Below are 15,475 nucleotides of genomic sequence, written 5' to 3' on the forward strand. Positions count from 1 at the left end.
CGGCATCAGCCCGTTCGGCCTGGCCGCCGCCGAGATGATGTACGCCGGGGTCGTGACCCGGATCGGCGGTGGCGTCGACAGTCCCCAGAGGGGTCCAGACCCTCACGAGGTCGGCCATGCGCGGTCGGGTCCAGTGCGGGTCAACGATGGTTTGTGCACCCAACCAGCACTAATGCGAACCTGAACCTGCAGGTGGGGGGCGCGGATCCTGGCCAGGACGGGATCTTGACGTTATGACTACGTCAATCTATCGTCGATGTATGTTGTTCCCCACTCCCGCTCTCAAGCCTGCCGACGATCAGGTGCTCAGGGAGATCGATGGCATGCGGGGCGGGTTGCGGCACCAGATCGGGTCCACGCCGGCGAAATGGACTGAAGGGCTCCGGAAGTTCCTGACCGCCGATGCCGTCGCGGCGTCGAACTCCATCGAGGGTTTCAAGGTGGCCACGATCGACGTCGAGGATCTGATGGCCGGTGAGCGCGATGTCGAGGTCTCGGACGAGAACCGGGAGGAGACTCTCGCCTATCAGCGGATGATGACGTACGTCCAGACCCTCCACGACGCCGAGGACTTCAGCTACAGCAAAGGCCTGCTCAACGGGTTGCACTGGATGTTGCAGGGCCACCGTCACACCGGGCGTAGGCCGGCCGGGCAGTGGCGCCGCGGCCCCGTCTACGTCACCGACGCCCGCGATCCCAGCATCGCGGCCTACACGGCCCCGGGCGCCGATTCCGTCCCGGTGCTGATGGAGGAACTCGTCGACTGGCTCAGCACCGACGACGACACCCACCTGCTGGTGCGGGCGGCGATGGCACATCTGCACCTGGTGTCCATCCACCCCTGGGCCGACGGGAACGGCCGGATGTCCCGTTCGCTGCAGACGCTCATGATTGCCCGCGAAGGTGTTCTGGCCCCGGAGTTCTCGTCCGTCGAGGCGTGGCTCGGCCGCCCCGGCAACACCTGGGAGTACTACCGCGAACTCGCCGACCGGGGCCCGACGTACCTTCCCGACCAGGACGTCTCCAGCTGGATCAGGTTCAACCTGACCGCCTACCACCAGCAGGCCCAGACCGTTGCGGGCCGGCTCGACCGCTCCGGGCGAGTATGGCGCGCACTCTCCGAGTTCGCCGAGACCACCGGTCTGGACGAGCGCGTGGTCACGGCCCTGCACGACGTGGCCATGGCTGGGCGCGTCCGTCGCTCACGCTACGAGCAGGCCGAGAGCCTGAGCCTGCAACAGGCGCAACGCGACCTCCGCGACCTCACCACCGCACAGGTCCTGGAACCGGTCGGGCGAACCCGAGCCCGCTACTACACGGCAGGCCCCCGCTTCCCCCAGCCGGCGCTTGACATCGCACGCACGCCCATGACCCTGAGAAATCCATACATCAGCTGACAGGTAACCCGGCGATCCGCAGGCCGACGTCGACTGGTGATCGGGTGAGCTTCCACGAGTACATCCCGCCGATTCGGAGGGTCCGCTCATCCCCGTCGCCGGCGACCGTCGTGATCCGCCGGAAGCGCGGCGGGAAGATCGGCACCTGATCCCGTCCAGCCACCCTGCTGCACATCGGCCCACCCGCCCCTCTACGCACCGTTCGACCCGCCGCCGTCGGAGGATCCAGCCACTGACTCCGACCCCGGCCGACGCGGCCCGTCCGCCGGGGTCGGAGTTCGCTGCTTTCGCAGCTCACGGGCTCGGCGGGAATACCCGTGCCCGCGCCGCCGCGGCTCGGCCGCCGAAGACCGGCACGGCCGGCCCGGAAGGCCCGGGGATAACTTTGCGTGACTTTCCGCAAATGACTCCCCTTCGGGATGGGGGTTCCTTAATCTGTTGTTCGACGGGTTTTCGTGGATCGTCTCGGGTGCGGCTTGTGTGCCCGTGGCGAACCCCTCTGTGTGCAACGGGAACCGTCGCCGTCCCGCCGCTTGCCTGGGAGCAGGTAACGGCGCCGGAGGCGCGTGTCCCGCGTTTCGTCCTGACGGATCGCGGCTGTGTTGGGGGACATCGTGGCGCCGGAGGAGTTCAACCTGAAGTTGGGTCCGAAGGGCAGGCCTGAACATTTTTTCCGTGGTCTCGACGATGTCGAGATCTCCAAGAAGAAGATCGGCCTCACGTACCACCATATAGTGCCGTACAGCAAGCTCAGGGACTTCTGGAACAAGCTCGTCGAGAGCAGGGACATCGAGAAGCTCGAATTTCTCCCACACCTCCGAGGCGGTATCAGTGGAGGAACTTACGTCGATGTTCTCTCTCCCGTCGGGAAGCTTGGCGGCGCCGACGCGCTGCAGGCGGCCGACCTGGTCTCGAAGATCTATTCGGGTGCGATTCGCCATGGCTCGGAAGCCAAGTTGCGTCCCACTGGATGGGACAATCTCATGGGCGTCTACGCCTGGATCCCCGGAAACCTCTTCGTGGGCCCTCAGAATCGATTCGACGACCCCCGTGACAAGCTTGACGAAGCAGCCTCCAGTGTAATAGGCAGCGTCAGGGGGAAGCGCTACGACAAGCTTTCCGAAGCCTACACGCAGATCCTTCGATACCTGGAAGGGTCGTCCGGCAGAAAATTCGCCCTACCCGCTTCGAACGCGCTGCGTGAGGTGGTCACGCGCGTGGGAATCCAAAGGTACAACGACAAGGACTGGACCTGGATCGAGGGCAGGGAAGGGCCGCAGATCCAGAGGTGACGGTGGGCGGTGGGTGTGATGCCGTCGGTCGGTCCCGGTGTGGCGGTGGCGCTGGCTGTGCCCCGTGCCGGCCGGAAAAAGACATGCCGTGGTTTTCGAGAAAGTGCCTGGACGTAAAAGACCCTGATCCGAGAGAGGGGTTCAGTGGATCTCGATGCCCTGAAAACGCATCTCCTGAGCCTGGGTGATCCACCGACGCTACGGGCCGCGGACACCGCGCTCCCCACGCGGCTGCGCGCCATCCTGGCCACTTTCCCGGACGGTGTCTGCCCGGCCGCGGCGGGCACCGGGCGACCGGAGGTGGACGCCGGGCGGACGACGCTTTCGCTCTCGCTCAGCTGGGCGTCGCCCGCCTGGCCCGTCGGCGCCGCCGTGACCATGGCTGTGACGGGTGTGTCGGTGGCCGTGACGAGCCAGGGCCTGGTCACCGCCGCGCTCAGCGGCACGTTCGACACGGTTGAGGTCGTGTCGACGATCACCGCGGACGACCTCGGGCGCCTCGCCGTCGCCGTGCGGCCGGTGCGTCCCGAAGCCTTCGCCGCCGAGCTGGAGAAGCTCGGCCGGCGCCTGGCCGGCGACACCGTCTGGCAGGAGGCGGCAGCCGGGCTGAGCGCGGTCGACTTCAACCCCGCGGATATTGCCGGCTTTGATTACCGCCTGGTCGAGAAGGCGGCTGCCGAACCGGTGGCCTATGCGGTGGACGCCATGGCGATCGTGGCCTCGCTCACCATCAGGAAGCTGCCGCTCGACATAGCCGTGTGGTTTCCGCGGCTGGCCCTCACCGGCACACTGGCGGATACGCGACCGGTCCTTGTCCGGTCCCTGCTGGAGTCGTTCGGCCTACCCGGGGACGAGGTTCCCGCGGACTGTGCCGTCAGCGAACTGTCGTTCGCCGCCGTCCTCGGGGACGAGTACCTCCTTCGGATGGCGGCCACAGGTGAGTGGTCGATCGGCCCCCTCGCGCTCAGATCCCTGTCCCTGTACGTCTACTACGCGAACGGCGGGGGATTCACGGCCCGGGTCGGGGGCACGGTGTCGATCGGCTCCGCGCTGAGTATCGACATCTCGGCCGGGAAGGAGGGCGGCGCGCAGGGCGGCTGGGCCTTCAGCGGCGGCCTCACTGCAGGCGAGACCCTCGGCATGGCGGAGGTGATCGACGCGCTGGGGCTGACCGACGTGCCCGGGCCGGTCAGGTCTCTCGAACTCACCACCCTGACGCTCTCGCACACCACCGGTTCGGCCACCCTCGACTTCGTCTGCGAGGGAGACCTGGCCGTCGCGGACGGGGTCACGGCCACGTTCCGCGTGACGGTGACCCGCGACGGCTCGGGTACGCGGTACGGCGGAACACTCGACATCGACGGCTTCGTCTTCGAGGTCGACTTCGACGAGGAGAGATCCGGCGCCGACATACTCGTCGCCACGTATCACGGTGCCGCGGAGGGCACCGAGATCGTGCTGCGGGACCTGGTCGCGCATTTCTCCGCCGACCTGGCGGCCGACGTTCCCGACAGCCTGCGGATCGGGCTGAAGGACGCCAAGTTCGTGCGGGTGAAACCCGCGGGTGGTCCGGCCCGGTTCTGCGTCGGTGTGGACCTCTCGGCGGGTTTCGACCTTGCCCAGCTTCCGCTCGTCGGCGGGTTCCTGTCGACGTTCGGGACGGTGAGTGTGGAGAATCTGCAGGTCCTCTACAGCTCCGGAGTCCTCGACGCCCAGACGGTCGCCGCGGTCAACCGGCTGCTCGGGCCGGCCAAGGTGGTGGTCCTTCCGCAGGCCGGGCTGGCGGCGGGCGTCGCCGCGCTGGCCGAGCTGCGGATCGGGACGGAGACCACGTCGGTCGCTCTCGGCGTGCCACCCTCGAACGCCGGCGGCGGCGAGCTCCCCGGAGGATCCGGCGCCGCCAGCACCCCGAGCGCCGCCAGCACCTCCAGCACCTCCAGCACCTCCAGCACGTCCAGCGCCCCGAGCACGTCCAGTACGCCTGACACGTCCGGGACGGGTGCCTCCAGCGTCCACTGGGTGTCGGTGCAGAAGCAGCTCGGCATCGTGCACGTCAACCGGGTCGGGGTGATGTACCAGCACAACGTGCTGCTGGTCGCGCTGGACGCGTCGGTCGCCCTCGGCCCGCTGGCCCTCTCGCTCGACGGCCTGGCGGTCGGCTCCCGGCTGGACAGGTTCGCGCCGACGTTCCGCCTCGACGGCCTCGGGATCGGCTACAGCGCCGCTCCGGTGGAGATCTCCGGCGCGCTGCTGCACCTGCCCGACGACCAGCTTCCCGACACGGTGGCGTTCCAGTACGACGGCACGGCCACGGTCGGCCTGCAGAGCTTCTCGCTGGCGGGTCTCGGTTCGTACGCGCAGCTGACGGACGGCGCACCCTCGCTGTTCGTCTTCGCCCAGCTGGAGGCGCCGCTGGGCGGGCCGCCGCCGGTCATCGTGACCGGACTGATGGCCGGGTTCGGCTTCAACCGGGAACTGACGCTGCCGAGCCCGAGGGAGGTCTCCGGCTTCCCGCTCCTGAGCCTGCACAAGCAGGGCCCCGGCTCCGGGCACAAGCCCTCCCACGTGCTCGACGTCCTGGAAGGGCGTGAGCCGGCCGTGGCCGGCAGCCAGCCGCGGCGGTGGATCGCCCCCCGCGAGGGCGCGTACTGGCTGGCCCTCGGGGTGGAGTTCACCGTGGCCGAGGTGGTGAACGCCAAGGTGCTGCTGGCCGCGGAGATCGGCGCGGAGCTGGCCCTGGCCGTGCTGGGCCTCGCGACGATCCAGCTGCCGCTGCCCACCGAGTCCGCCACCACCACCTACGTGTACGCGGAGCTGGGCGTGGAGGCCGTCATCCGGCCCCTCCAGGGCAGCGCCGAGATCGCCGCGCAGCTCTCCCCGGCCTCGTACGTGCTGACGCCCGCCTGCCACCTCACCGGCGGGTTCGCCGCGGCGACCTGGTTCGGGAACAATCCGCACGCCGGGCAGTTCGTCGTCACCCTCGGCGGCTACCACCCCGCGTTCCGCCGGCCCTCCTACTACCCCGACGCGCCGCGGCTGGGGATCGACTGGGCGGTCAGCGGCAGCGTGTCGATCAAGGCCCAGGCGTATCTGGCCGTCACGCCGTCGTGCGCGATGGCGGGCGCGCGGCTGGAGGTCCTCTTCCACGAGGGCCCCATCCGGGCCTGGTTCACGGCGCAGGCCGACGTGCTGCTGTCCTGGCGGCCGTTCTTCTTCGACGCGCGCATCTCGGTGAGCATCGGCGCGTCCGGCAGCGTCAACCTGGGGATCCTGCACGTCACGATCAGCGGTTCGATCGGCGCGACCCTGCACCTGTGGGGGCCGCCGACCGGCGGTTCGGTCACCGCGCACTTCCCCCTCATCGACGTGACCGTCAGCTTCGGCGGCTCCCGCGGGGGAGCCGGGACCGAGGCGCTGGGGTGGGACGTGTTCGCCAGCCTGCTCCCGAAGCCGGCGGACGTCGTCACCATCGCGCCGGTCTCCGGCGTCGACAGCGCCGTGGAGGACCCCGGCACAGGAGCCCAGGGCACAGGAGCCCAGGGCACAGGAGCCCAGGGCGCGGGCGCCCAGGGCGCGGGCGGCAAGGTGTGGCAGGCGCGTGCCCGGGACCTGCGGCTGTTCACCCAGTCCGCGGTGCCGGCCAGCCACCTGCGGACGGGCGACGCGCCCCTGGCCTCGTCCGAGCCCGGGGACGGCCCCCTGGTCGACGTGCGTCCCATGGACCGCACCGGCCTGGTCGGCGAGCACCGGCTGAGACTCTTCTACGCGAACAGCGCCGCGTCGACGGACGGCTGGACGTTCACCGCCCGCACCCGGGGCGTGCCCGCGTCGTTGTGGGGCGCCCCGCCGACCCCGTTCAGCCACACGCCGTCGGGACCCAGCGCCGAGGTGCTGGCGGACCGGCCGGTCGGCTTCGATGTCCAGGCGCCGCGGCCCGAGCTGGCCGTCTCGCGCGGGGTCTTCCCGCTCAGCGAGTACAGCGAGGACGAGCTGCCGCCCGGCCTGTCGCCGCTGCCCCGGGAGCCGGCCGCCAACCGCGACGTCGTCGGCGTGCCCGACCCGTCCTGCGTGGACCTTCTCGGACGCCTCGACCGTGGCGACGCGAGGAACGGGCGCGACGAGATGTACGCCGCCCTGGCCGACGCCAAGCTGCTCACCGACCTCCACGACAGCACCCTGGCGGGCCTCGCGGCGGGCGCGGCCCACTTCTACAGCCAGGCACCCATGATCCAGAGCACCGCCCAGGACGCGGGGAGCCGCGGATGAGCCCGAGCCCGCAGCACCCCGCCCGCGACACGATCCCCCTCGGGGACCTCGAGCTGCACGACCACTATCTGCCCGCCCTGCCCGCCGGCGACTACCGGATCGAGGTCACCCACACCCTGCGCGGCGGGGCGCAGGGCGGCGCGCCGGTCGTCGGCGGGCCGTTCACCGCCGTCCAGACGTTCACCGTCCGTGGCCCGCAGGTGCGGATCGACGCCGACGCGGTTGTCGCCAGACAGCCTCCCGACGCCTCGAGCGGCAGGTTCGCGGAGGTCCTGCCGCACGTGGTGCTCGGTGACCCCATGCTGCCGTGGGAACGCCCACTGACCGGGGGGTCGCGCGACACCCCGTGGCTGGCACTGCTGGTGCTCACCGACGATCAGCTCGTCGGTGGCACCACCGCCCCGACCCGCACCATCTCCGCCACCGTGGCGGACTTCCTGGCCGACGACCCCGCTGTGCTCAAGCCCGCGCTGACCAGGGAGTCCGACGTCAGCCTCGGCGACCCGTGCGTGTACATCCAGGTCGCGGCGGCCGAGTTCCAGGCCGTGGCGCCCCGGCTGGACGAGCTGCGCTTCCTCGCCCACTGCCGCGGTGCCAACACCGGGGACCGGCCCATCCTGGGCCTGACGGAGGACGGACTGTTCTCCGTCGTCGTCGCCAACCGCTTCCCGACCGCCGCCCCACCCGGCTCCGACCCCGGGACGGGCACGAAGAACATCGTGCATCTCGTCTCCCTGGAGGGCCACGAGCGGATCCTCGTGGACGCGCCAGACCTCCGGGGCCACTCCTCGGTGGCGCTGCTGTCCCTGTGCAGCTGGTCGTTCCAGGCCCAGCCCGACCGCGAGGCGGACTTCGCCGACCTCGCCGAGGGACTCACCCGCACGCCGTCCGGCTCCCGGGCCGGACGCGAGGAGATGTGGCTCCGGCTGCCCGCCCCGCCGCAGGGCACCGCCGCCGGCACCGCCACCGCCGGCACCGCCACCGCCGGTACAGCCACCGCCGCCGGGCGGCAGGTGGCCCGGCGGCTCGGCGACGGGTACCTGCCGTTGCCCTACCTGACCCGTTCGGGCGAGGCCACCTACGGCTGGTACCGCGGGCCGCTCACCCCCGTGCTGCCCGCAACCACCGACCAGGCGGCGCGGGCCACCACCGCCGACGCGCTCATCGCCTACGACCCGGCCTGGGGCAGTTTCGACCTGTCGCTGGCCGCCGCGTTCGAGACCGGCCGGGCCCTCGCCCTCGCCGACGCCCCCTTCGCCCAGCACCTGCTCGCGTTCAAGCAGGCCACCCGGCACCTGGTGGACACCCTGCACCACCAGGCCACCAGCACCCACCTGCAGCAGGACGGCAGTGGGCGTACGGGCACGGGCACACGGCCGGGGACGGCGCGCGCGGCGTTCGGCGCGCTGCTCGACGGCCACCTGCTCACCGCCCTCGGCACGCAGCCGGGCCGGCCCCGCGCCGCGTGGTCCCCGCCAGCACCCGCCGTGCCGCCCGCCGACCCGGCCGGCGGGCTCGAGGCCGTGCTGCGCTCCGACGCCACCCGGGCCGCCCTCGCCGCGGCGATGGACGCCGACGACGGCCTCGGGGAACACCTCACCCGGGTCGCGGACTGGCTCGGCCGGCTCCTGCTGCTCCACCCCGTGCCGTTCACCCACCTGGTGCCCGACGAGCGGATGCTGCCGCGGGAGTCGCTGCGTTTCTTCCACCTCGACCCCAGCTGGCTGGACGCCGTGGTCTCCGGCGCCCTCAGTATCGGCGCGCAGTCCAGCCGGGACACCCTCCAGGACCAGATCGTCGCCGCCACCATCCGGGCCGCGGCGGCGCGGAAGGCGGCCGGGTACCGCGCCACGCAGCGCGGCACCGCGACGGGGGAGTCCACGCCCGAGGGGCCCACGTCTGGTGCCGCCGTGTCCGGTGCCGCCGTGTCCGGTGGCACCGCGTCCGGTGGCGACTCCGTTCTCGGGCCGGTCTCCGGTCTGCTGCTGCGCTCGGCGCTCGTCTCCGGCTGGCCGAACCTGGCTGTCCGCGCCAGCGACGCGGCGGGTGAGCCGCTGCCCATCCTGCGGATGGACCACCTGTCACCCACCGTGCTGCTGTGCCTGTTCGGCGGCCTGCCCGCGGCCGTCGAGCTCAGGGAGCCCCAGGAGGGCTTCCGGTTCGGCGTCGAGGACCACGGACTGATCCCGCTGCGGAACCTGCTGGCCCCGCCCCGCTCATCCGGGGGCCGCCCGCTCGGCGAGCAGCTCGGCCCCGACGTCACCTTCCCCGTCCTGGACCACCTCAGGGCCGGTGCCGGCGGCGGACGGATCCTGGACCTCGGTTCGCTCATCCCCGCGCTGACAGCGGCTCTGGACGCCGCGCACGGCACCGCCGTCGGCCCCGTCGGCCCCGCCGACCTGGCCCTGCAGATGGTCAAGGTCCCCGAGGCCATCCGCTTCACCGGCCCGAACGGAGACCGAGGTTGACCGCCCGCCCCGCGCTCGTCGTCCCCGTGGACCTCGACGTCCTCGTGGTCAACCGGGCCCTCCAGGGCCGCGACGCGTTCCGCAGCTGGCAGCACACCTACCTGGCGCTGGACGACTACCTGAGCCCGGAGCCGGACGGGGGAGACCGCCAGAGCAACGACCCGGTGTACAGCCACACCGGCGTCCACCTGCACTGGACCCTGCCCAGGGGGCTGCGCCACGGCGTGGCGGACCCGGCGACCGGTGAGATCCGCTACCCGCTGGTGCCCAACCGCTGGCTGGTGATCCGCGTCAGCGGTACCGGCACCCGCCTCGCCAGGACGTGGGTGATCGAAAGTGACTGCCCGTACAGCCCGCGGGCGCAGGACGACGGACACGACCTCGTGCGCTCCAGCCCCTACCTGGTCGACGCCACCATCCTGCGCGCCTGGCAGGCCAGCCCGGACCCGTACCGCAACACCATGGACCCCGACGTCGGGCAGGTCCAGATCGGGCTCGCCTTCGGGCACACCGACACCCCGTGGACGGAACGCGCCGGCCAGGACCCCCTCTTCGTCACCGCCATGGGCGGCGGGGACCCGTACTTCACCACCTACACCCCGCACAACACCAACGTCTTCTCCTTCCTCGACGACCTCTCCGACCTCTCCGGCCTCACGTCCGCCACCACCCTCGGCTACCGGGTCATCGGCTGGTACTCCGATCCGGACGCCGACATCCTCGCCGCCCGCCCGCCCGGCACCTCCTACGCCGACCAGCTCACGCACCTCGGCTGGCAGGATCCCCGCCTGACCGGCGAGGCCGCGCGCGACGCCGCGGTCAGCCCGATCACCCGCAGCCTGTACGCCGGTACGGCCCTGACCGTCGGCTGGGATCCCGCCGCGAGCGCGGCGCCCGTCCCGGACCCGCTGGACACGATCCAGGACAACGGCGCGCTGAGCGTCGCCCTGGGCAACACCACCGAGGACGCCTTCACCGCCCTCGCCGGCCAGGCGCTGCACGCGACCGGCGCCTCGCCGTCCGCCGCCGACCTGGCGCTGCTGCGTGCGTTCCTGCACGACCTGCTCGCCGTCGCCGAGGAGAAGGGCGGCGACGAGCGGGTACACCGCCACGTCCGCGACGCCTCGTTCGCCGCGTCGGGCGGCGGCCATCGGTGGACTGTCACACCGCCCCCCGCTGACACCGCGTCCGCTGACGCCCCGTCCGCTGAAGGCCCGTCCGCCGGCAGCCCGTCCGCCGAGGCCGCGGTGCCGCGCCCCTTCGTCCCACCGGCCTGGCTGGCCACGCTCAACGACGATCAGCGTCAGCTCGACGAACGGCTCGGCGAGCTGCGGGACCTCCAGTGGCGGCTCAACGCCCTGTGGCTGAAGAACGGGATCGCGGGGGCGTCGATGTTCCCGCCCGACGACGCCCCCGACCAGGACCTGATGGCGCAGGAACTCGACGCCGAGCGGGAGGGATCTCTCGCCCACACCGTGGGCGTCCGAACCGCCCAGGTGCGGGAACTGGCCGCGAAGGTCCCCCAGCCCGACCACACCCAGCCCCACGCCAGCGCCCAGGACGCGTTCCTCGCCGGGGTCGGCGCCTTCGCCGCGGCGAAGGGGCTGGGCGGGGGCGCCGAGCTCAAGGCCGTCCCGCGCCCCCCGTACGCGCAGAGCAACAACCCCGTGGTGAGCCTGTCGGGGGTACTGCCCCCGGCCGACGCGACCGTTCCCGACCAGCCCGTGGCCGTACGGCCACTCACCGACGACGGCGCCGCGCTGATCAGCGCCGTCACGGTCGCGGGCACGACGATCACCGCGGTACCCGGCCGCGGCCCGGTGCCCGCCGTCGCGGGTCTCGACGCCTTCCCACCCGAGGTACCCGGGCTGCTCGCCGAGTACTTCCTGCTCGATCCCGGCAACGCCGCCGCGCTGGCCGCCGCCGCCGGCCTGCCCGCGGAGCAGGTCGGGAAGGTCCTGCGCGACCACCCGCCCGCCGCCTACACCGGCACCCTCCCGGAGCTGGGTCTGGAACCCTGGACCCAGCCCTGGGAGCCGCTGTTCATGGAGTGGAAGATCTCCTACCGGCACATCCCCCACACCGTCGGCGGGCGGCGCTGCTGGACCTTCGACGGCACCGACTACCGCTTCACACCGGACGGCGTCGACATTCCCCTGGACAGGGTCACTGTCACGGGCGTCTCCGCGCTCGGGCCGCACCCCCGGTCCCTGTTCGCAGCCAGGCTGAAGGAGCACGTCGCCCAGCACGGCACCGACGACCAGCGTGACCAGCTCGACGCCTGGCTCACCGCGATCGGCGACTGGGGACTGCTCGCCCAGGAACTCACCGGCTTCAACGACCGCCTGGCCGCCCGCGACCTGCGAGCCTTCCGCCGCCCCACGACCGACGACACCGATTTCCCCGCCGTCGCAGGCCTTGTCGGCTACCCGGACGCCGCCACCGAGGACGGCCTGCCCGCACGTTACCGCGGCCGGGTCAGCAGCTTCCCGTACCTGCCCGGCAGCGCCAGCGCACCCTTCCACGAGACCCGGCAGGGGCAGATCTGCGTCGAGGAGCTCTTCCTCTACGACAAGTTCGGCCGAGTTCTGGACGTCGTCAGCGCCGACACCCAGAGCGGTGGCCTGCACGACTACCGCAACTTCCCGCTCACCGTCGACACCGCCCTCGCCGTCGAGACCTCTCTGACACCCATGATCACCTCCGTCGCCCAGTTGCCCCCGCGTCCCCTGCAACCCGCCCGGCTCGACTTCGACCTCCTGGACGCGCGAACCGGCACGCGCATCGTGGGCACCGCGGCCGACCCCAGCCCCATCTGTGGCTGGATCCTCCCCAACCACCTCGACCACAGCCTGCTGCTCTACGACCCGACGGGGCTCCTGCTCGGCACCTACCGGCTGCTCACCGGAGCCGACGGCCGGCGCACCGGCCAGTGGGAGCCCCCGCCCGGCAGCGCCATCACCACCCCGGACCAGCTCGCCGCCCACGCCCCCGAGATCGCGGCCCTCATCGGTTCCCCGAAGCTCGCCACCGAAGCCAACTACACGGCCTTCCTCGACGTCATCGACTCCACCCTGTGGACCACCGACCCACTCGGCCGGCGCGCCGACCAGAACCTGTCCCTCCTCCTCGGGCGCCCGCTGGCCCTCGTCCCCGCGCAGCTGCGGCTGACCCTCGAGGGACCCCCCATCCGCGACACGGGGTGGGCCGCCACCCTCGACCCGCCGCCGGCGGCCTTCACCGGTGACCAGTTCGAGGTCCGCCTCGGTGACGTGGCCGCCCGCGACGACGGCCTCATCGGCTACTTCGCCACCGACCCGCACGGGGCCTACGACTACGACTGTTTCCACAGCGTCACCGCCCCCGACGACCAGCAGGACTACGCCTCCCAGATCGGGCCGCCCGCCGCCCCGGGTACCGCGGGTACCGCGAGCACCGCGCCGGGTGGAACCGCGCCCGCCGGAACCGCGCCCGCCGGGACTGCGCCTGCCGGGACTGTGCCTGCCGGGAACTACGTCCCGCTGACGTTCGGTGACCCGGCGCCCACCCGGCTGCTCCTGCTCCTCGATCCGCGGGCCCCTGTGCACGCCACCAGCGGCATCACCGCCACCGCCACCGTCACCGTCCCGCCCCGGCACACCGACGACGCGCTGCGTCACGTGCAGGCGCTCTTCCGTTTCGGTCCCGTCCTCACCACCGAACACGCTCCGACCAGCTCGCCCGACCGCGCCCCCGCCCCCGACCGCGACTCCGAGACCGACCCCGACCCCGACCCCGACCGCGACTCCGAGGCCGAGGCCGAGGCCGGGACGCTCGCCTTCCCCCGGCCGGCTGAGAAGAACGGCTCGTGGTCCTGGCTGCGCCCGGCGCCCGGCGAGGCTCTCTGGGCGCCGTACGCGCTGATCCCGGCACCGCTGGAGGCGCGGTTCCCGGACAGCCCCGTTCTTCTCGAAGACGGCCTGCTCCGCTTTCTCGCCGACCCGGAGCAGTAACCACGTTCCCTCCCCGACGCACGTCAGGACACCGTAGTAAGGACCCGCACGCCAGGAGGATTCGCCATGGCCGCAAACCCTCTGTTCAACTATTCATCCGCCACCAGCCCGTCACCGCTCGAGGCGGGCAGTGACCCGGAGAAGGGCACCAGGGCCTGTATCAACATCTCCGTTTCCCGCAGCGACCAGAACATCTACGCCGACAAGATCGCGTTCTCGGTGCCGGTCAACCCGCAGAGCGGCACCGCCTACTTCACCGAGAACCCGCGCATCGCGGTGAACGACGGCAGATGGAAGCCGGTGTCGCTGGCAGCGGAAACCGAGCAGGAGCTCACGGAGCATCATCAGCTCACTTTCCGCAACGCCAACCCCAACGATCCGGTCACCTACCCCCTGATCTTCAGCGTCAGCGGCCTGATCGCCACCGCCACCGGTGACCCGCTCCTCGTGCAGATCGTCGAATCCTCCAACACGCAACCGCAGAATTTCACCCGCAAGAATCCGCGGACCCTGACCCTGCCCGTCATCGAGCCCGTCTTCTACCTGCGCAACTTTCTGGCCCGCAGCACGGACAGGCCGACCGTCCCCAGAACGAGGATCGACGCCGGCGAGTCCCTCCAGCTCTCCTGGGAGAGCAACGGCTCCTACTTCTGGCTGTACGACGGCAGCAACGCGGCCCCCGTGTTCGAGGGAACCGGTACCTCGTGGTCCGCCCCGTCGGGCACGATCCTGCGCGACACCACCTTCATCGTGAAGGCGTCCGCCGTCGGCGGCGGACAGCAGGCCACGGAAGGCTTCGAATCAGTCGAGCAGTACGCCAGCCTCGCCATCGCCGTCAACAATCCGACCCTGACCGGACTGACGGTCTCCGGCCCGGTCACCGCCACGTCAACACTGACCGTCTCCGGCTCGGTCACCGCCGAGTCCACGCTCGACGTGTACCGGTCGCTGTCCGCCCACGACGACGCGACGGTCGGGGAGGAGCTGACGGTCTCGGGCAATCTCACCGCCCGGTCCCGGCTCGACGTGAACGGGCTGCTGAGCGCCAACGACGACCTGACGGTCGGGAGCAAGCTGAGCACCCAGGGCATCAACGGCGCACGGTTCGGGGAGGACATCGACGTCGGCGACAAGATCAGCACCTACGGTCACAACGGACTGAAGGTGCTGCACGACCTTTCGGTCGACGGCGGCGCCGAATTCGTCGGGAGCGGAAAAATCGTGCGTATCCGTGAGCTGCGGGGGCCCTACGGCGAGGATCTGACCATCAACAGCACCGTCCGGGTGCTGGAACAGTGCGGGTTCACCATCGCGGGCAGCACGGTCCTGCGCGACGGGGACCACATCGGCCTGCAGAACAGGCAGAAGGACGGCTGGCTCTACGCGGCCGCCTACAACCACGACGACGATCGCGGCTATATCTTCAGGTGGAATCCCGGTAACCGGGTGGGTGGGGACAGCTGGCGGGTCACCCGCGACTAGAGGCTTTTCGTAACCCGGGGGCCGGGCCCCGGGCCCCGGGGCTTTCTGGTGGATCATGTTGGGGCAGGGTCGTCTCCGCTGCCGATCCTCGGTAGATCTTCCCGTTGGTCGGTTGAAGTCGACCCGGTTCCGCCGTCCGTGGTCGCTGTCCCCGCCCGACCAGGCTCCGCTGGTCGTGGCCTACCAGCGCACGAACCTGCCCCGCGCCAGATCGGCCCACTGCCAGCCCTGGCCCCGGCCCCGGCGAAACAGCCGTCCCCGCGACCAGATCGCGATCGTGGACGGCACGCTGATACCAGGGCTGCGCGAAGATCGCCTAGTGTGACGATCCATTGCCCTATGTAGCCAGGTAGTGGAGTGCCCGGTAGCGGTCGCCGGCGATGCGCTCGAGGGTTTCCTTGACCTTTCGGACTCCGTGGAGGCGGAGGAGACTCAGCGCGAGGTTGCGGATGGTGGCGAGGTTTCTGGGCCCGTTTCCTCGGGAGGCGTGGCAGGCGTCCTCGCGCCAGGCGGTGTCGCGGATGTAGTGGAGGCGGTTCTCGATTCCCCAGTGCAGGCGGACGTGGGTGTGGATGGCT

7 protein-coding genes and 1 pseudogene are annotated in these 15,475 nt (G+C 71.2%); 6 read left to right on the plus strand and 2 right to left on the minus strand.

The window, feature by feature from the left end; all coding sequences use genetic code 11:
• The first annotated feature begins 260 nt into the window (after nucleotides 1-260).
• On the plus strand, nucleotides 261-1,397 hold the full coding sequence (locus B207_RS0104170; protein ID WP_026310658.1) for a Fic family protein: 1,137 nt from the start codon (nucleotides 261-263) through the stop codon (nucleotides 1,395-1,397).
• Here B207_RS0104170 and B207_RS39475 read toward each other — a convergent pair.
• Nucleotides 1,390-1,560, minus strand: a complete 171-nt coding sequence (locus B207_RS39475) for a hypothetical protein (protein WP_154675130.1) — start codon at nucleotides 1,558-1,560, stop codon at nucleotides 1,390-1,392. The genes B207_RS0104170 and B207_RS39475 overlap by 8 nt on opposite strands.
• Nucleotides 1,561-1,996: 436 nt before the next feature.
• Here B207_RS39475 and B207_RS0104180 point away from each other — a divergent pair, with 436 nt between their 5' ends.
• The 5 genes from B207_RS0104180 to B207_RS0104200 all read left to right on the plus strand — a co-directional run bounded on the left by B207_RS0104180 (nucleotide 1,997) and on the right by B207_RS0104200 (nucleotide 14,897).
• Nucleotides 1,997-2,689 carry a hypothetical protein gene (locus B207_RS0104180; protein ID WP_018635259.1) on the plus strand — a complete coding sequence of 231 codons (693 nt, stop codon included), beginning with the start codon at nucleotides 1,997-1,999 and terminating at the stop codon, nucleotides 2,687-2,689.
• Nucleotides 2,690-2,833: 144 nt separating this feature from the next.
• Entirely contained in the window at nucleotides 2,834-6,955 is a 4,122-nt protein-coding gene (locus tag B207_RS0104185) for a DUF6603 domain-containing protein (RefSeq protein WP_018635260.1), read from the plus strand.
• Nucleotides 6,952-9,423 carry a hypothetical protein gene (locus tag B207_RS0104190; RefSeq protein WP_018635261.1) on the plus strand — a complete coding sequence of 824 codons (2,472 nt, stop codon included), beginning with the start codon at nucleotides 6,952-6,954 and terminating at the stop codon, nucleotides 9,421-9,423. The genes B207_RS0104185 and B207_RS0104190 overlap by 4 nt, the downstream gene beginning before the upstream one ends.
• Nucleotides 9,420-13,415, plus strand: coding sequence for a hypothetical protein (locus B207_RS0104195; protein ID WP_018635262.1), 3,996 nt, complete (start codon nucleotides 9,420-9,422; stop codon nucleotides 13,413-13,415). The genes B207_RS0104190 and B207_RS0104195 overlap by 4 nt, the downstream gene beginning before the upstream one ends.
• Before the next feature lie 66 nt (nucleotides 13,416-13,481).
• On the plus strand, nucleotides 13,482-14,897 hold the full coding sequence (locus tag B207_RS0104200) for a hypothetical protein (RefSeq protein WP_018635263.1): 1,416 nt from the start codon (nucleotides 13,482-13,484) through the stop codon (nucleotides 14,895-14,897).
• 337 nt (nucleotides 14,898-15,234) lie between these two features.
• On the opposite strand, the pseudogene B207_RS40475 reads toward B207_RS0104200, so the two are convergent.
• Nucleotides 15,235-15,475 (minus strand): annotated as a pseudogene (locus tag B207_RS40475) (ISAs1 family transposase); the annotation flags it as partial.

It is taken from the genome of Parafrankia elaeagni, assembly GCF_000374165.1.
Taxonomy (GTDB): domain Bacteria; phylum Actinomycetota; class Actinomycetes; order Frankiales; family Frankiaceae; genus Parafrankia; species Parafrankia elaeagni.